General features: G+C 49.1%; 1 protein-coding gene. It reads left to right on the top strand.

The features are described from left to right. Positions 1-6: 6 nt before the first annotated feature. Entirely contained in the window at positions 7-21,288 is a 21,282-nt protein-coding gene (locus tag MKY16_RS25250) for a non-ribosomal peptide synthase/polyketide synthase (protein WP_340957678.1), read from the top strand. The last annotated feature ends 43 nt before the right edge of the window (positions 21,289-21,331 follow it).

The following is a 21,331-nucleotide window of genomic DNA, read 5'->3' as shown; positions in this document are numbered from 1 at the left end:
CGCAAGTTGAAATTCAAATTCTGCATGGATAAAGGAAAGGTGAATGATTTGGCACAGGTAAATATTAAAGATATCTATCCGCTGTCCCCGATGCAGGAGGGAATGTTGTTTCATTCCATCCTCGATGCAAAATCAGAAGCTTACTTTGAGCAGACCGTTATTACATTTAATGAAGTGCTGGACGTTCATCTGGTTCAGCAAAGCTTGCAGCAGCTCATGAATCGATATGATATATTCCGTACCATTTTTATGTATAAAGAAACTGAACGTCCGCTTCAAATTGTCCTGGAGGAACGTGATGCGTTGCCTGTTCATTTCGAGAATATCAGTGCTTTTCCCGCAGCTGAGAAAAGGGAGCATTTTACGGCCTTTTTAAAGGCAGAGCGCCAAGCTGGTTTCGATTTGGAAAAAGATGTTCCGATTCGGCTTGCCCTGTTTGAATGGGATGATGAGTCTTCCAGACTTGTCTGGAGTGTTCATCACATTATAATGGATGGTTGGTGCATGGGAACGGTAGCCCAGGAACTTTTTACTATGTATACTTCCCTTCGGTCTGGAGTGCCTGCGCAATTGGATACGGTATATCCGTACAGCAGTTTTATTCAGTGGCTGGAGCAACAGGACAAGGAAGAAGCGACAGCCTATTGGCAGGGGTATTTAAATGGGCTGGAAAATGAAACGATTTTACCGGGCTATAACCGTCCATTGAATCCAATCTTCGAGGCAGACCGTTACACATGCAAGCTGGGAAAAGAACTAACTCAAGGAATGGAGAGAATATCTAAACACTACCACACGACAGTCAGCACTGTATTTCAAACGGTATGGGGATTATTGCTTCAAATGTACAACAACAGCCGGGATGTTGTGTTCGGGTCCGTAGTATCCGGCAGACCAGATGAAGTTCCGGGAATTGAAAATATGGTTGGATTGTTCATTAACACAATACCAACACGCATAACCAGTTATGCGGACCAGAGTTTTTCGGATCTGCTTATATCTGTGCAGAACTCCCACATCGAGTCTACTCAGTACTCTTATTCTTCCCTAGCAGATATTCAGAATCACACGGATTTGAAACAAAATTTAGTCCGTCATATTGTTGTTTTTGAGAACTATCCTTACTCAGAGGAGCTTATTCATGCGGAAAAAGGGCCTGATACACTTCAGGTCACCGACGTGGAGGATATTGTACAGACCAACTATGATTTTAATGTGATTGTCGTTCCTGGATCACAGTATGAAGTTACTTTTAGTTATAATCGGCTGGTTTACGATGAAAATTGGATTAAGCTAATTGCAGCTCATCTTAAACGGGGACTGGAGCAGATTGTTAAACAGCCGGATCTACCGATCACCGAATTGGAATTTCTGACAACGGAAGAGAAAAGTCAGGTTTTATCCGAATTTAGCGGAGTACAGATCTCGTATCCTTCTAGTGATACCATCCATCTTTGTTTTGAAAAACAAGCAGAAAAGACACCGAAGACAACAGCAGTTGTCTGTGAGAACTCCAGTCTGACTTATGCTGAGCTGAATGAACGTGCTAACCGATTGGCTCGTACCCTGCGTAGTTACGGCACAACAACTGATCGGCTGGTTGGGCTCATGACTGATCGTTCTATAGATATGGTGGTCGGCATCCTCGCTATTCTTAAAGCAGGAGGGGCATATGTCCCCATCGATCCGTCATATCCAGAGGAACGTATCCGTTATATATTTGACGATTCCGGTGTAGACCTGCTTTTGACGCAAAGCCATCTTGTGGAAAAGGTCAAAGAGGCCGCCTTTGGAGGAAAAGTCCTAGTATTGGATGAAGATCCAACTGTGTATCACATGGAAGGATCAAATCTGGAGGCCGTATCAGGAGCAAATGATTTAGCCTACGTCATATATACTTCAGGTACGACAGGACAGCCTAAAGGTGTAATGCTGGAGCACCATGGATTGTGTAACCTGAAAACGTATTTTGATGAAACATTGCAGATAAGTCCGTCAGATCATGCCCTACTGTTTGCGAGCTACGCATTCGATGCTGCTTGCTGGGAAATATTTCAGGCGCTATTTTGTGGCGCGACACTTTACGTGCCTACTTCGGAAATCATACTGAACTACAACCAGTTTGAACAGTATATGGCAGATCATAAAATTACGGTGGCGGCATTACCTCCTACCTATGCCGTGTATCTAAATCCAGAACGAATGCCGGATCTGCGTATTCTGTTCACCGCTGGTTCGGCTTCCTCGATGGAGCTCGTAACCAAATGGAAGGATCAGGTCACCTATTTTAATGGCTATGGACCGACAGAAAACTCGGTAGCAACGTCCATTTGGCCAGTGTCGGAACACCCCGGAGCAATCGATACCGTTTCCATAGGACGTCCCGTGCCCAACCACCGGGTGTACATGATCGATGCTTTTGGTCATCTTTTACCTGCTGGAATAGCAGGAGAGTTATGTGTATCCGGCCCAGGATTGGCTCGCGGTTATCTGCACCGCCCGGATTTAACGGCTGAACAATTTGTGACTAATCCGTTTGCAGGCGGGGAAGCGGGCTATGAACGCATGTATCGGACAGGCGACCTGGCAAGATGGATGCCGGACGGCAACATTGAGTACCTAGGCCGGATCGACCAGCAGGTCAAAATTCGCGGTTACCGGATTGAACTGGGCGAAGTTGAGGCGGCTATGCTGAAGGCAGATCGCATGCAAGAGGTCATCGTACTGGCACATGCAAACCGCCAAAACCAATACGAGCTGGTTGCCTACTACGTGGCGGAACGCGAAGTGACGGGGAGCGAGCTTCGCAAGCAGCTGAGTGAAGAACTCCCGAATTATATGGTTCCCTCTCACTTTGTTCAGATGGAGCAAATGCCGCTCACACCCAACGGCAAAATCGACCGTAAGGCATTGCCTGCACCAGAACAGATTTCCCGTTCCACGCAGGAATATAGGGCTCCGCGGACAGCAGCGGAGCAGGCTCTGGCTAGTGTATGGGAGGCTGTGCTGGGCGGCGGACCAGTCGGACTGACGGATCAATTTTTTGATCGGGGCGGGGATTCGATCAAGGCAATTCAGGTATCCTCACGCCTGCTGCAGGCAGGGTATAAGCTGGATATTAAAGACTTGTTTAAGTACCCTGAGGTTGCCGAGCTAGCTACGCACCTGCGTGTGTCGGATACCCAATTAGCTGATCAGGAAGAGGTTAGCGGAGCTGTGCTGCTGACGCCGATTCAGCAGTGGTTTGTGGAGCAAGGACAGCCTGTGCCGGACCACTTTAATCAGGCGGTTATGCTTCACCGGGAGCAGGGATTCGAGGAAGAGCCGCTACGTCAGGCACTGACGCAGTTGGTGGTGCATCATGATGCGTTGCGGATGGTGTTCCGCAAGGCGGAGCAAGGATGGGAAGCGTGGAACCGTAGAGTGAAGGAAGGGAAGCTGTATGATCTGGAAGTGGCCGATTTCAAAGACGTGCCGATCGGTCCCACATTGGGTCAAGCTATAGAAGCCCAAGCCAGCTCTATTCAGAGTAGCATCCGACTGGATGAAGGACCTCTGCTGAAAGTGGGCCTGTTCCACTGCGCTGATGGGGACCATCTGCTACTGGCTATTCATCATATGGTGGTAGACGGCGTATCGTGGCGGATACTGTTGGAGGATTTGTCGAATGCCTATGAGCAGGCTGTACGTGGAGAAGTCATACAGCTCCCGGCCAAAACAGACTCCTTCCGGGTCTGGTCGGAGCGGTTGTCAGCCTATGCCGACAGTCCTGAGATGGAAAGTGAGTACGCATACTGGGAGCAATTGAATGAATTGGAAGTATACGAGTCTTTAAGGCTTACAGAATTGCTGGATTCTAAAAAACCATTGACCATAAATAACACAGCTACTTTGAGCTTGAAATTCACGAAAGAAGAGACTGATCAACTGCTAAAGCAGGCCCATCGCGCGTACAACACAGAAGTGAACGATCTGCTGCTGACGGCGCTCGGCATGACGTTAAGCACTTGGACTGGCAGTGAGCAGGTTGCAATTCTTCTGGAAGGCCATGGCCGTGAAGATATCATGAAGGATACGGATATTTCACGAACAGTTGGCTGGTTCACGAGCCAATATCCGGTACTGCTGCGGATTAAAGGGAAAGATCATATATCCGGACACATCAAACGGATGAAGGAGATGTTGCGCAGCATTCCACATAAAGGAATTGGGTACGGCATCTGGAGGTATCTCAGCCAGAACGTAGTATCTAGAGGGGCATACGCCGAGCCACAGATTAGCTTTAATTATTTGGGCGAATTTGATCAGACGCTGCGGCACAGCGAAACGCGCATGTCACCGTACTCCAGTGGAGCAGATGTTAACGAACAGACGAGAATGCCGTGTTCCCTGGATGTGGGGGGCATTGTAACAGATGAAATGCTTGAGCTGGATATTCGTTATAACACAAAAGTATTACAGGGAGATAATGTAATAAAACTAGCCAGGGAACTCAAGCAGAATGTGCTGGAAGTGATCCGCCACTGTATATCACGGGAGCGTTCTGAATTGACGCCGAGTGATGTGCTGCTTCCGGGTCTAAGCCTGGAAGCATTGGACCGGATGGTGGAGCAGATTCAGCCTGACGGAGAGCTTGAGAATATATACCCCATGACGCCGATGCAAAAAGGCATGCTGTTCCACAATATGCTGGATTCCCGGTCCAGCGCGTATGTGGAGCAGTCCACCTTTGAACTGAAGGGAACGCTGGATCTTGCTGCATTCTCCGCCAGTCTGGACTTGCTGGTGCAACGTCACTCAGCACTGCGGACCAACTTCCGGAGCGATTTGCAGGATGAGCCCTTGCAAGTGGTGTACCGGAATAAACGCGGAGAGCTGTACGTGGAGGATATACGTGAGAAGGAGAGGGTGGCGCAGGAGCAATATATCGAGGAGTTCGCGCGTCGGGATCAGCAGAGGGGCTTTGATCTGGCCAAGGATACACTGATGCGGGTATCTATCTTGCGTACATCAGACGATTCATACCATTTTGTATGGAGCTTCCATCACATCATTATGGATGGTTGGTGTTTGTCACTGGTCACCAATGAGGTCTTTGAAGGATATACCGCCCTTACAGAAGGGAAGCCACCGCAATTACCTGTGGTAACACCATACAGCCGATACATCGAATGGCTGGAGGGGCAGAATCGTCAGGAAGCAGCGGAGTATTGGAGCGGTTACCTGCGGGGCTATGAGGAGACGGCGGTCTTGCCTCAGGCCCAAACAGGGAAGGTGAAGGGATATGAGGCCGAATATCTGGAATTTGATTTAGGTATAGATTTGACGGCGGAACTTCTGCGGCTGGCAAAGCAAGAACAGGTAACGATAAATACGCTGATGCAAACGGCCTGGGGTGTTTTGCTGCAAAAATATAACCGCACAGAGGATGTCGTTTTCGGTAGTGTGGTGTCGGGCCGTCCAACGAACATTGCGGGAGTAGAGCAAATGATCGGACTTTTCATTAATACCATCCCAGTCCGTGTTCAAGGTAAACCAACAACTGCATTTACTGAATTAATGAAGGAAACTCAGCGACAGGCGCTTTCTGCCAATGTCTATGACACGTTCCCGCTGTATGAAATTCAGGCACTGACCGAGCAGAAGCAGGATCTAATCAAGCACATTATGATATTCGAAAATTATCCGGTGGAGCAGCAGGTAGAGCAGCTGGGAAGTGATGGGCAGAATGCATTCACAATTTTAAACGCGGTGGCTACAGAGCAAACCAACTACGATCTGAACGTCGTCGTGATGCCGGGAGAAGGCATAAATATTCGTTTTATGTATAACGCATTGAGCTTTGATCAAACCGGCATTGAGCGTCTGCATGGTCATTTTGCTCGTCTGCTGGAGCAAATTTCGTTCAACCCGCATGTTCGCGTTGAAGAACTGGAATTGGTGACAACGGCGGAAAGACAACAGATTACAGGCGAGTTTAACGACACGGCTTCTGTATATCCGCGCAATCAGACGATCCAAAAGCTGTTTGAGGAGCAGGCTGCGCGTACGCCTGATCATATTGCTGTAGCTTTGGGGCATCAATCTCTAACCTATCGGGAACTGAATGAGCAGGCTAACCGCATAGCGCATACACTACAGACTGCTGGAGTGAAGGCCAATGAGCCTGTCGGCATTCTAACGGAGCGTTCGTTGGATATGATTAGCGGAACGTTGGCTATTTTGAAGGCTGGAGGCGCGTATGTGCCGATAGATCCTCAATATCCGGAGGAACGTATCCGCTATATGCTGGAGGACTCGGGAGCTAAACTGCTGCTGACTCAACAAGATTTACTGGAACGTTGCTATTTTGATGGACAGATTGTCAATCTGAATGAGAATACGTCCCACAGTCCGGATACTTCCAATTTAGGAATAGATGGATCAGGCGAACATGCTGCTTATGTCATCTATACCTCGGGATCAACAGGCAAGCCTAAGGGCGTCGTTGTTGAGCATCAAAGTGTCGTGCGCTTGGTGCGTAATACGGATTATGTGCCGTTCGATGAATCGATCCGAATGTTGCAGACTGGCGCGTTTGTATTTGATGTGTCTACGTTTGAAATTTGGGGGGCGCTACTGAACGGCGGTGAGCTTGTACTCGTGCATAAGGATGATCTTTTGGACGTAGCTAAGCTCAAGGAGACTATACGGGACCATCGCATTACTATGATGTGGCTGACTACACCGCTATTTAATCAGCTTTCGCAGCAGGACAGTAAATTGTTCGGAGATGTGAAGTATTTGCTGGTCGGAGGCGATGTGCTGTCTGCACCGCATATCAATCGGGTGCTGCGTGATAATCCGGACATGAATATCATTAACGGCTATGGACCAACGGAAAATACTACTTTTTCGACGACTTATCATATTAAGGAAGAACAGCTTGATTCTGTGCCGATCGGGCGCCCTATCCGCAACTCGACGGCGTATGTGGTCGATTCGGCGTTTAACCTGCAGCCGATTGGAGCATGGGGTGAGCTGGTTGTTGGCGGAGACGGAGTCGCACGCGGTTACCTGAACCGTCCTGATTTGACGGCTGAGAGATTCCTTGCCAATCCGTGGGTGGACGGAGATCGCCTGTACTGCACGGGAGACCTTGTTCGCTGGCGTGAAGACGGTACATTAGAATACGCTGGACGGATGGATCAACAAGTTAAAATTCGCGGCTACCGAATTGAGCTGGGCGAGGTCGAGTCGGCTATGCTGAAGGCAGATCGCATGCAAGAGGTCATCGTACTGGCACATGCAAACAGCCAAAACCAACACGAACTGGTTGCCTATTATGTGGCAGAACGGGAAGTGACGGGGAGTGAGCTTCGCAAGCTGCTGAGTGAAGAACTCCCGAATTATATGGTTCCCTCGTACTTTGTTCAGATGCAGCAAATGCCGCTCACACCCAACGGCAAAATCGACCGTAAGGCTTTGCCGGCACCGGAGCAGATTTCCCGCTCCACGCAGGAATATAGTGCTCCGCAGACAGCAGCGGAGCAGGCTCTGGCCAGTGTATGGGAGGCTGTGCTGGGCGGCGGTCCGGTCGGACTGACGGATCAATTTTTTGATCGGGGCGGGGACTCGATCAAGGCGATTCAGGTATCCTCACGCCTACTGCAGGCAGGATACAAGTTGGATATCAAAGACTTGTTTAAGTATCCTGAGGTTGCTGAGCTAGCGACGCATCTGCGTGTGTCGGATAGCCAATTAGCTGATCAGGAAGAGGTCAGCGGAGCCGTGGTGCTGACACCGATTCAGGAGTGGTTTGTGGAACAAGGGCAGCCTGTGCCGGACCACTTTAATCAGGCAGTTATGCTTCAGCGGGAGCAAGGATTCGAGGAAGAGTCGCTACGCCAAGCATTGACGCAGTTGGTGGTGCACCATGATGCGTTGCGGATGGTGTTCCGCCAGACGGATCAAGGCTGGAAAGCGTGGAACCGCGGAGTGAAGGAAGGGAAGCTGTATGATCTAGAAGTGGTCGAGTTCAAAGACGTGCCAATCGGTCCCACATTGGGTCAAGCTATAGAAGCCAGTGCCAACACTATTCAGAGTAGCATCCGACTGGATGAAGGACCTTTGCTGAAAGTGGGTCTGTTCCACTGCGCTGATGGGGACCATCTGCTACTGGCTATTCATCATATGGTGGTAGATGGCGTATCGTGGCGGGTACTGTTGGAAGATTTGTCGAATGCCTATGAGCAGGCTGTACGTGGAGAAGTCATACAGCTCCCGGCCAAAACAGACTCCTTCCGGGTGTGGTCGGAGCGGTTGTCAGCCTATGCCGACAGCCCTGAGATGGAAAGTGAGCACGCATACTGGAAGCAAGTGAACGAATCGGCGGCATACGATTCGTCCCAACTTCCAGCGTCCCAAGAGCATAGTGGTAGGTCTATGCAGCAAGACATGGGTATCGTAAATGTGAGGCTTACGAAGGAAGAGACTGATCAACTACTGAAGCAAGCCCACCGCGCGTACAACACAGAAGTGAATGATCTGTTGTTGACGGCACTCGGCAAGACGCTAAGCGCTTGGACTGGCAGTGAGCAGGTTGCGATTCTTCTCGAAGGCCATGGCCGGGAAGATATCATGAAGGATACGGATATATCACGAACGGTCGGCTGGTTTACAAGCCAATACCCAGTGCTACTGCGGATTAACCAGGAAGAAGATATCTCCGGGCACATTAAACGGATGAAGGAGATGCTGCGCAACATTCCACATAAAGGAATTGGATACGGCATCTGGAGATATCTCAGCCAGAATGGACCGTCCCGGGCAACATATGCCGAGCCACAGATCAGCTTTAATTATTTAGGCGAATTTGATCAGACATTGCAGCATAGCGGCATGCATTTTTCTCCATATTCCAGCGGAGCTAATACTCATGAACTGACCCAAATGTCCTGTATTATGGACGTGGGAGGACTCGTTACAGATGGCATGCTGGAACTAAGCATTCAATACAACAATAAGGCACTCCAACAAAATGCTGCTGAGCAACTAGCAGAGCAATTCAAGCAGAACGTGCTGGAAGTAGTTCAGCATTGTGCATCTCGGGAGCAATCCGAATTGACACCAAGTGATGTGCTGCTTTCAGACTTAAGCCTTGAAGAACTGAACCGGATGGTGGAGCAGATTCAGTCTGACGAAGAGCTTGAGAATATGTACCCCATGACGCCGATGCAAAAAGGCATGCTGTTTCACAACATGCTGGATTTCCAATCGAGCGCCTATGTGGAGCAGTCCACCTTTGAACTAAAGGGAACGCTGGATCTCACTGCATTCGCTGCCAGTCTGGACTTGCTGGTAAAGCGTCATTCAGCACTGCGGACCAACTTCCGGAGCGATTTGCAGGACCAGCCGTTGCAAGTGGTGTACCGGAATAAACGCGGAGAACTGTACGTAGAGGATATACGTGAGAAGGAGAAGACGGCGCAAGAGCAGTATATTGAGGAGTTCACGCGTCGAGATCAGCAGAGAGGCTTTGATCTGGCAAAGGATGCACTGATGCGTGTATCTATCTTGCGTACATCAGACGATTCATACCATTTTGTATGGAGTTTCCACCACATCATCATGGACGGCTGGTGCTTGTCACTGGTCACCAATGAGGTCTTTGGAGGATATACCGCTCTTACAGAGGGGAAGCCACCGCAATTGCCGGTGGTAACACCATACAGTCGATACATCGAATGGCTGGAGGGGCAGAACCGTCAGGAAGCAGCGGAGTATTGGAGCGGTTACCTGTGGGGCTATGAGGAAACGGCGGTCTTGCCGCAGGCCAAAACAGGGAAGACCCAGGGATATGAGGCCGAATATCTGGAATTTGATTTAGGTATAGACCTGACAAGGGCCTTGCTGCAACTAGCAAAGCAAGAACAGGTAACGATAAATACGCTGCTGCAAACGGCCTGGGGTGTTTTATTACAAAAGTATAATCGCACAGAGGATGTTGTTTTCGGGAGCGTGGTTTCTGGACGCCCAGCGGACATTGCCGGAGTAGAGCAGATGATTGGACTATTCATTAACACGGTCCCCGTCCGTATTCAAGGCGGACAAGCAACTGCATTTACAGAGCTGATGAAGCAAACTCAGCGACAGGCGCTTGCTTCAGGAACATACGAAACGTTCCCACTCTATGAGATTCAGGCACAGGCTGAGCAAAAAGTGGAACTGATTAATCATATTATGGTATTTGAGAACTATCCGATAGATGAACAAATTGAGCAATTAGGTGAAAGGGAAGAAGCTGATTTTAAAATAACCGGAGTAGATGCAGTTGAGCAGACGAATTATGATTTTAACATCGTGGTGTTACCGGGAGAGACGCTACGGGTTCATTTCGGTTACAATGCCCAGGTATATGATTACGAAAGGGTAGAACAGATTCAGGGGCATCTGCTGCAACTGCTGGAGCAAATCAAGGTAAATCCAGCTGGCCGGATTTGCGAGCTGGATATATTAACCGCGCAAGAACGCGAGCAAATGCTGGGTGCTTGGTGTGACACGACAGCAGCATATCCACGTGAGCAGACGATTCACGGATTGTTTGAGGAGCAGGTCATGCAGACACCGGAGCAGGCAGCAGTATATTTTGAAGGAGCGCAAGTGACCTACCGTGAATTAAATGAGCGGGCGAACCGTTTGGCGCGTACTTTACGCAGCAACGGTGTGATGGCAGACGGTCTGGTCGGCCTGATGACAGAGCGATCGATTGACATGATTGTCGGCATCTTGGGTATTTTTAAGGCAGGGGGCGCCTACATTCCGGTCGATCCGACTTATCCGGAGAACCGCATCCGCTATATGCTGGACGATTCAGGCACGGAACTGCTGTTAACGCAGCAGCATTTGGTGGAAAAAGTGGAATTTAGGGGCAAGGTACTGCTGTTGGACGCAGAAATGGACGAAGCCACTGTGGATGCAAGTTCGGCTGAAGCAAAAGGGAACCCTGTGTCCGTATATCACAGGGATGGTACGAATTTGGAGGCCATATCCGGTCCTCATAACCTAGCGTATGTGATTTATACGTCCGGAACGACAGGCCAGCCTAAGGGAGTAATGCTTGAGCATCGTGGACTCTGCAATCTGCATACGTACTTCAGGGAGACGCTGCGGATCAGCGGCTCGGATCGTGTCGTATCATTTGCCAGCTATTCCTTTGATGCTTCGATCTGGGAAATGCTTCAGGCGCTCTTCAACGGGGCCACTTTATGCATTCCGACATCAGAAACCATTCTCAGCTATGACAAGTTTGAGCAGTATATGGCGGATCATCGAATTACAATTACGATATTGCCGCCGACCTATGCTGTATACTTGAATCCGGAACGAATGCCGGATCTGCGCATCCTGTTTACAGGCGGTTCGGCTGCCTCACCAGAATTGGTATCCAAATGGAAGGATCATGTGACATACTACAATGCTTACGGTCCAACGGAAAATTCCATAACAACGTCTATTTGGCTCTCACCGGAAGTTCCCGAAGCAGGAATGTGTATCTCAATCGGACGTCCTGTACCGAATCACCGTGTGTATATGGTCGATGCACATGGACAGCTTTCACCGTCAGGAATCCCTGGTGAACTGTGCGTATCCGGCCCAGGACTGGCACGCGGTTATCTGCACCGTCCGGAATTAACGGCAGACCAATTTGTGACCAATCCGTTTGCAGATGGGGAAGCGGGCTATGAACGCATGTATCGGACAGGCGACCTGGCGAGATGGATGCCGGACGGTAACATTGAGTACCTGGGACGGATCGACCAGCAGGTCAAAATTCGTGGTTACCGGATTGAGCTGGGCGAAGTTGAGGCGGCTATGCTGAAGGCAGATCGCATGCAAGAGGTCATCGTACTGGCACATGCAAATAGCCAAAACCAACATGAACTCGTTGCTTATTATGTAGCGGAACGGGAAGTGACGGGGAGCGAGCTTCGCAAGATGTTAAATGAAGAACTCCCGAATTATATGGTCCCTTCACATTTCATTCAATTGCAGAACGTACCTCTTACACCAAACGGTAAAATTGATCGTAAGGCGCTGCCGATGCCAGAAGGTCGTTTGACCGATCATGTTGCACCGCGAACATGGATGGAAATAAAATTGGCAGACATCTGGCAGGATGTACTGGGACTACCACAAATAGGCATCGACGAAAATTTCTTTGAAATTGGCGGTCATTCGCTGAGGGCAACGACACTGACTTCTAGAGTTCGCAAAGATTTAAACAAACCGATGGATCTGCAAAACATATTTGATGCACCGACGATCGAGCAATTGGCGGCCTTGCTTGAAGAACAGGATCAAATCACATATGCATCCATACCGGTGGCAGAAGAACGTGACACTTACCCGCTTTCTTTCGCACAGACACGGATGTATGTGCTTCACCAGCTGGATCCGGATGGAATAAGCTATAACACCACATCAGCACTGAGAATAATCGGTCCGATAGATGTGAAGCAGGTGGAAGAGGCATTCCATCAATTAATTTCACGTCACGTAGCCCTCCGGACAAGCTTTGAACTGGTAAATGGTGTGCCGATGCAGCGGGTTCACGAAACGATTCACTTTGAGTTGGAATATGACACAATATCAGAACTGCGGACAGAATCCAATGAACTTATGCTTGAGAATTTAGCAGAAGAACATGCCCGTTCCTTTGTTCGTCCATTTGACTTGAAGATCGCTCCGTTACTACGTGTAAAGCTGGTCAAATTGGGATTGGACGAAGAAGGACAGGAGCCGCAGCACTTATTGATGCTTGATATGCACCACATCGTTTCAGACGGGGTATCCATTGAAATATTGGCTGGTGATTTTGCCCGCTTATATAGCGGTGAAGTATTATCTCCGCTGCGTATTCAATATACAGACTATGCTGTGTGGCAGCATAGCAAAACTCAGCAGGAGCGAATAAAGAGTCAGGGAGAGTACTGGCTGAATAGATTTAGTGGCGATTTGCCTCAACTGGATTTGCCAACTGATTTTGAGCGTCCGGCAATACGATGTACGGAAGGTGACGCTGTTGAATTTGAAATGGGACAGGAATTGACTCAGTGTTTAAAAGAACTGGCGGTGCATACGGATTCTACGCTGTACATGGTACTTATGGCTGCATACACAGCATTGCTGCATTATTACACAGGGCAGGAAGACATCATTGTGGGTACTCCGATTGCAGGTAGACCACATGCTGACCTGGAGCCTATACTCGGTATGTTTGTCGGCACGCTCGCATTACGTAATCATCCTCACGCTGAACAAACGTTTTATAACTGTATTGAGGACGCCAAGACGTGTGCACTGCAAGCATATGCGCATCAGGATTATCCGTTTGAGGAGCTGGTGGAAAAGCTCGACCTGAAACGAGATATGAGCCGTAATCCGTTGTTCGACACGATGTTTGTATTGCAGAATGTGGAGAAAAAGGAAATGAAGTTGGACAAGTTGTTCTTCCGCTCTTTTGGGATAGATCAGGTTTCTGCGAAATTCGACCTGACGCTTGAAGTCAGTGAGGAGGAAGCATCTATCCAGCTCCAATTTCTGTACGCTACATCTTTGTTTAAACGGGAAACGGTAGAAAGCATGGCAAGGCATTTTGTACAGTTGGTCAAAACCGTTGTAGCCGATCCCAATGCTAAGCTGGGCGAATTGACGCTGATTTCGGAAGAAGACAAAGGGATTCTAAAAAAACATAGGGACACCCTAAAGACTTCTCGCTACTGGAGTACTCTGCTCGAAGGTTATGAAGAAGCACCTCAATTGCCATATGCCAATCTGATGGGGCGCAGTCCATATCAGACAGAGCATCTGGAGATTAATTTGGATGTTGAACGTACGGTGGCACTGCAGCGAATTGCACTGAATGAGCAGGTGACGACAAATACGCTGCTGCAGACAGCCTGGGGAATTTTATTGCAAAAGTATAACGGTACAGATGATGTGGCGTTCGCTTGCTCCATATCAAGTCCTTTGACAGATATGTTGGAACCGAGGCATTCATCTGGACTGGGTAACCACACCTTGCCAGTTCGCATTCGAACTGAAGCAGGAGCGAACTTTAGCGGGTTGATGAGAAAAGTGCAGCAGCAAACCGATGAATCTGCGGTATATGGACATTTGCCAATGTCCGAAATAGTTACAACGAAAGTGAAACAGCTGGCACTTTTTGGTCACAGAATGGTTTTTGAGACTACTTTGGAGGATGCCAATACTGAGCAAGAAAGCTACGATTTAAGCATCATAGTATTTCAGGGAGATACACTACGAATTGATTTTGCCTACAATGCCCAGGCATATGATCTTCAGAGTGTGTCGCAGATTCAAGGACATCTACTGCGGTTGCTGGATCAAATTATAGCGAATCCGGATAGTTTAATTAGGGAAATGGATCTGCTGACTAAGCAGGAGCGGGAGCACATCATCCATGTGTGGGGAAATACCGCGGCAGAGTACCAGCGTGAACAAACAATTCACGGACTGTTCGAGGAACAGGTTTTGCAGACTTCGGATCAGACAGCTGTATATTTTGAAGGCCAACAATTGACCTACCATGAATTGAACGAGCGCGCTAACCGGTTGGCCCGTACTTTACGCAGCTATGGCGTTAAAGCCGATAGTCTGGTTAGTCTGATGACAGAGCGTTCCGTAGATATGATTGTGGGCATATTAGGAATTTTGAAGGCGGGAGGAGCATATATCCCGATAGACCCAACCTATCCGGAGGAACGCATCCGCTACATGCTGGACGACTCAGGTACGGAACTGTTGTTAACGCAACAGCACTTGACGGAAAAGGTGCTGTTTGGAGGCAAGGTGTTGGTGCTTGACGGTGAACAGGACGGAGTCGCTTCCGATACAAGAAAAGCGGATGAACGCGGGGAAATGCTGTCCGTATATCATCAGAACGGTTCGAATCTGGAGGCTGTATCGGGTCCAAACGATCTGGCATATGTCATCTATACGTCCGGAACGACGGGTCAGCCTAAGGGAGTAATGCTTGAGCATCACGGTCTTAGTAATCTTAAAACCTACTTCGAGCAAAAATTGAGTATTGGCTTGTCCGATCGGGTTGTCATGTTTGCCAGTTATTCGTTTGATACATCATGCTCGGAAATAATCCAGTCTTTACTATGCGGAGCGACATTGTATATACCTTCCTCCGAGACTATTTTAAATTATGAACGTTTTGAGCAATACATGGCTGCCTGCAGAATTACAATTGCAACGCTGCCGCCAAACTATGCTGTATACCTGAACCCGGATCGCATGCCTGATTTGCGTGTTCTGCTTACAGCAGGATCGGCCTCTACCGCAGAACTGGTGTCCGAATGGAAGGATCGGGTGGTTTATTACAATGCGTATGGTCCTACCGAAAATTCCGTTGCAACGTCTCTTTGGCCGGTATCGGAAGGAAATTCTGAGTTAGGTGGAATCATATCCATTGGACGGCCAGTATCTAATCACCGCGTGTATATAGTGGATACACACGGAAATCTTTCACCTGGAGGAGTCCCTGGTGAGCTGTGTGTATCCGGTCCGGGGCTGGCACGCGGCTATCTGCACCGTCCAGAGCTGACAAAAGAAAAATTCGTAGCCAATCTGTTTGCAGCAGAGGAAGTTGGCTATGAGCGAATGTACCGTACAGGTGACTTGGCACGATGGTTGCCAGATGGGAACATTGAATATTTGGGTAGGATTGACCATCAGGTCAAAATCCGCGGGTATCGGATTGAACTCGGTGAGATTGAAGCGCAAATTATCAAGGTGGACGGTGTTAAGGAATCTATTGTCATGGCTCGTGCAGATCAGCAGGGAGACTATCATTTGGCCGCTTACTACGTAGCTGAAAAAGAAATCAGCGGCAGTATGATATTGAATTTGCTGAATGAGAAATTGCCGAACTATATGGTACCGTCGTATTTTATACAACTGCAGAACATGCCGCTGACACCGAACGGAAAAATTGATCGCAAGGCACTGCCGGCACCGGAAGACAGTCTGCAAAGCAGAGCTGATTATGTCGCACCGCGGACATGGGTGGAAGTGAAGCTGGCACAAATTTGGCAGGATGTGCTGGGTCTGGAGCAGGTCGGTGTGAAGGAAAACTTTTTTGAGATTGGCGGACACTCGCTGCGGGCGACGACGCTGGCCTCAAAAATTCACAAGGAGCTGAACAAGCTGCTCCCACTACGCAGTATTTTTGAAGCGCCAACGATTGAACAACTGGCAGTGATCATAGAAGGTCTGGATCAAGTAGCGTATGCGTCCATTCCGGTGACGGAAGAACGCAGCTTCTACCCGCTTTCCTCGGCGCAAAAACGACTGTATGTGCTGCATCAGTTCGACCCGAATGATGTGAACTACAACATGCCGTCGGTGCTGCAAATGAGCGGACCGCTGGATGTGAAACAGGTAGAAGACGCGTTCCGTCAATTAATCACCCGTCATGCGACGTTGCGTACCCGCTTTGAGCTGGTGGACAATGAGCCGATGCAATGGGTTGAGGATACGGTGTCGTTTGAGGTGGAATATACGAAGGTACAGGCAGAGCGTGCGACTACGGATACAGATCAGGACACAGCTACGGACACGACAGTCAGCCAGGAAGCACAAGAGCTTGTGCAGCAGTTTGTCCGTCCGTTTGATCTAAAAGCTGTGCCACTGCTGCGGGTAGGCTTGGTGGACTTGGGCGTACAAGGAGTAGAGCAGGAATCTCAGCATCTGCTCATGCTCGACATGCACCATATCGTTTCGGATGGTGTGTCGATGGAGGTACTGACCGATGAATTTGTCCGGTTGTATAGCGGTGAAGAGCTATTACCATTGCGGATTCAGTACAAAGACTATGCGGTATGGCAGCAAAGCGAAGCCCATCAGGAGTGGATGCAGCGTCAGGAAGCGTACTGGCTCGACACCTTCCGGGGCGGAGTACCTGCGCTGGATCTGTCAACCGACTTTGCCCGTCCGGCAGTGCAGAGTACGGCAGGGGATACGATCGAATTCGGACTGGAGCGTGAAGTTAGCGAACGCCTGAAAGAACTGGCGGCACAAACAGGCGCAACCCTGTATATAGTGCTCCTGGCGGCATACACCACGCTCTTGCATAAATACACAGGCCAAGAAGATATCGTAGTCGGAACGCCGATTGCTGGAAGACCGCATGCGGAACTGGAGAGCCTCGTAGGTGTTTTCATCAACACGCTGGCGATCCGCAATTATCCGTCTGGCGACAAAACGTTCCTTGATTATCTGCAAGAGGTTAAAGAGCATGCGCTTAGTGCTTATGAGCATCAGGACTATCCTTTTGAAGAGCTGGTTGAAAAGCTGAATTTAACGCGGGATACGAGCCGAAATGCGTTGTTTGACACGATGTTTGAGTTGAAAACATTGGAGCAACAGGAGTTCCGTCTGGAAGGTCTGACCTTACATTCATATCCGGTGGAAAATAATACGGCCAAATTTGATCTGACTCTGGATGCAGTGGAGCAGCCGGATGGTATAGTTTGCAGTCTGGAATACAGCACGGCGCTGTACAAGCCTGAGACCATCACGCGCTTGGCACAGCATTTTACCGAACTTGTACGTGCAATTACCCTTCATCCGCAGCAGCCACTGGCAGCTTTGGAGATGGTACCTGCCGAGGAAAAAGCACAAATCATCCATGGATTTGGAAATGTGGGGGTATCGGATGTTGCTGTAGTTGAAGTAGAAGCCTTCTTCCATACCTTTGTGGAAGAACAGGCACAGCTTGTGCCGGATCACGTGGCGGTGGTGTACGAGGAGCAGCAGCTTACGTACCGGAAACTGAACGAGCGTGCGAACCAATTGGCGCGTAGATTGCGGAATGAAGGCATTGGACGCGAGTCGATTGTCGGCATTTTAAGTGAACGTTCGGTGGACATGCTGGTCGGCGTTTTGGCGGTGTGGAAAGCTGGAGGCGCATATGTGCCGCTGGATGCAGACTATCCATCAGAACGTATTCATTTCATGCTGGAGGACAGCGGTGCGACGGTACTGTTGACCCAGACGGGCTTGCAGGACCGTGCGCAGGCATGGCTGGAGGAAAGCCGACAGGCCTTGGCCGGAGGGCAATCTGAAGCCGAGTTAGAAACAGCGGCTGGCGCTGAAACGATGGAATCAGGTACTCTCCATGGAACCCTGAATGGAACAGCAACTTCGTCACCTGATAGCGAAGTAGCATCCGAACTGGCAACGAGACTACGTCTGCAGACTATGCTGGCGTTGGATGATGAGTCGCTGTACATCGGAGATACCACAGACGTCGATCACATCAACGAACCACACGATCTGGCGTATGTGATCTACACGTCCGGTACAACGGGACGTCCAAAAGGGGTCGTGATTGAGCATCGCAGCTTAGTGAATACGGCTGCGGCGTATCGCCGAGATTACCGTCTGAGCGAGTTCCCGGTACGACTGCTGCAGCTGGCGAGCTTCTCGTTCGACGTATTCGTCGGAGATATCGCGCGGACGCTCTATAACGGGGGAACGATGGTCATTTGTCCGAAAGACGACCGGATTGATTTTAGCCGTTTGTATGGCTGGATTCGCGATTACCAGATTACCGTATTCGAATCGACCCCGGCCCTGATCGTACCGTTTATGCAACATGTGCATGAACAGGGACTGGACATGAGCAGTCTGGAATTGCTGATCACCAGCTCGGATAGCTGTAGCGTGACAGATTACCGGGTGCTGCAAGAATGGTTTGGCGCGGATATCCGCATTATGAACAGCTATGGTGTCACAGAAGCGGCAATCGACTCTAGCTTCTACGACGAAGAGCTGTCGAAGCTACCAAGCAGCGGCAATGTGCCGATTGGTCAGGCGTGGCTGAACGCACGTTTCTATATCGTGGACAGCCAGCTGAATCCGGTGCCGATCGGCGTACTGGGTGAGCTGTGCATTGGCGGAGCCGGGGTGGCACGAGGCTACCTGAATCGTGCAGACCTGACAGCCGAGAAATTCGTAGCGAACCCATATGTACCGGGTGAACGATTGTACCGCACAGGCGATTTGGCGCGGTGGATGCCGGATGGCAATGTGGACTTTATCGGCCGGATGGATGATCAGGTCAAAATCCGGGGCTTCCGGATTGAATTGGGCGAGGTGGAAGCACAGCTGCTGACCGTGGACGGCATTCAGAAAGCCATCGTCACCGCCTGGGAAGACGAAGACGGAGACAAGGATTTGTGTGCGTATGTCGTAGCCTCGGAGGCGCTGAATTTGCCAGAGCTGCGCAACCTGCTGCAGCCCAAGCTGCCGGGTTATATGATCCCGACTTATGTCGTACAACTGGATCATTTCCCGCTGACACCAAACGGGAAAATTGACCGCAAAGCGTTGCCTGCGCCGGATGGAGACATTCAAACAGGTGTTGAATATGCAGCCCCGCGAACCGACATGGAACGACATATGGTAGATATTTGGAAGCAGAATTTGGGTGTCAGTATTGTTGGCATTGATGATAACTATTTTAATTTAGGCGGACACTCCCTAAAAGCCATTCAATTGGTTTCACAGGCTAAGGCTGTTGGCATTGAAATAGGAATTAATCAGGTGTTTCAATATCAGACTATTCGCCAAATGTCAGAGTATATGCGAGCAGACACTTCGATGCCGGATATACTAACACGTGATATTGCCGAGGCAATAGACATCATCGAAAAGGCTTATGACGTATATGCTCATTTCCAATCAACAACCGTTGAAGGACGAGATCAATTAACTTTGCACATAGATCCTTTCGATTCTGTACAAGCAGAGGCCCTGAAAAAAGTCATTTTGTCACGCCTTCATCCTGACCTTCATCCACATCATTTGCTTCCTTTTGAAGAAGCTGTCCAAGTACTTGGCTGTGAAAAGCTGTACACAGATACGATGGTAGACGATGAAGCAGTGAAGCTGCATGCTGAGGAATGGCTGGAACATCTGCTGCGGATGAATGACCAATGGAACAGCACTATGCTAGCAGGAGAGCCTTTACAACGCTATGCGCTTGCTCCCGCTCAACATTATCATTTGGAGCATCCGCAACCCTCAGGAGGTGTCGTTCCTTTTGATAGTTACCTGCTGGATGTAGAACGGTTATCTGCAGTCATGCAACGCCTGATAGAGCGCCATGAACTCTTTAGAAGTGTGTTGGTCCAAACGGATATCGGATGTGAATGGGAAACGTTGTCCATGAAGGAGCGCATGGACATTCCAATGATAGATTTATCGAACTACGATGCAGAGATGCAAAATCGTATACTCTCACATATATTGCCTGCATTCTTTATGAACCCTTATGAAACAACCGGAGACTTGTTATATCGTATTGCGCTTGTTCGCCTCAATTTACGGGATCATTTGCTGCTGCTCCCTTGTTCACATCTCATCTATGATAACATGAGCGGAGAGGTCGTTAAGAGTGAGCTGTACCGTGCATTTGATGACATAAGCAATGTAAAAGGGCAGCTAGCAGGAAGCTACCGTGATTATGTGAGTCAGGTCCGCAAAGGACCTCAGGGCATGGGCGATCAAGAGATTGTCGACAAATTTCGCTTGTCCGCATTCGCTACTGCTTCGGATGCTATATTCCTCGCAGTCGATGGGCGCAGCTACACAACGGGCACAGATGTGACAGTTGAACTTGCGAATTGGAATGATTCCGACGCGGTCGAATACATGTGGGACTTGGCTATACGACTGGCCAATCGCTTTTTCCGCAGATATTTGCAAGTGAACGAAGTTCCTGTTCTTCTCGTCAATTATGGCCGGGCATATGAGGACAAGCAATATTTTGATATTATAGGTGAATTTATTGACCAAATTCCAGTACTGCTTACAGATGCGGATGAACAGGGGGATGAGATCAGGAAAACTATACAGTTGGCCGTGTCCCATAATCTGAATTTTTTAAATCTCATATACAATGGCGAAATGACATCGTTGTATCCGCAGTCCAATCGGTATCTAAAGCATAGCCTGAATAAACTGCCTATTGTCTTCAATTACCTTGGCGAAGCGTCGGAAACATATCAACTGTTTAAAAATGTGCTGCCAGAAGAGAGGGACTTTCATCGGGATTCGATCATTTTCTTCACTGTTCAGCATCTAGAGAACGTACTGCAAATATCACTTGAACTTCCTTTTGAAGAAAATCCAGAAACCGTTAAAGCGATGTTGGAAACTGAGCTAGCGAACTTACTAGTAACAGACGGAAGTGGAATAATGTTCACCTGATTCTCACTGTAGGCATTAAAAACAAGCTCCGAGTTCAAAATAG

The sequence above is a fragment of the Paenibacillus sp. FSL L8-0641 genome (assembly GCF_038006265.1).
Classification (GTDB): Bacteria; Bacillota; Bacilli; order Paenibacillales; family Paenibacillaceae; genus Paenibacillus; species Paenibacillus polymyxa_D.
This window is presented reverse-complemented; position numbering and strand designations above follow the sequence as displayed.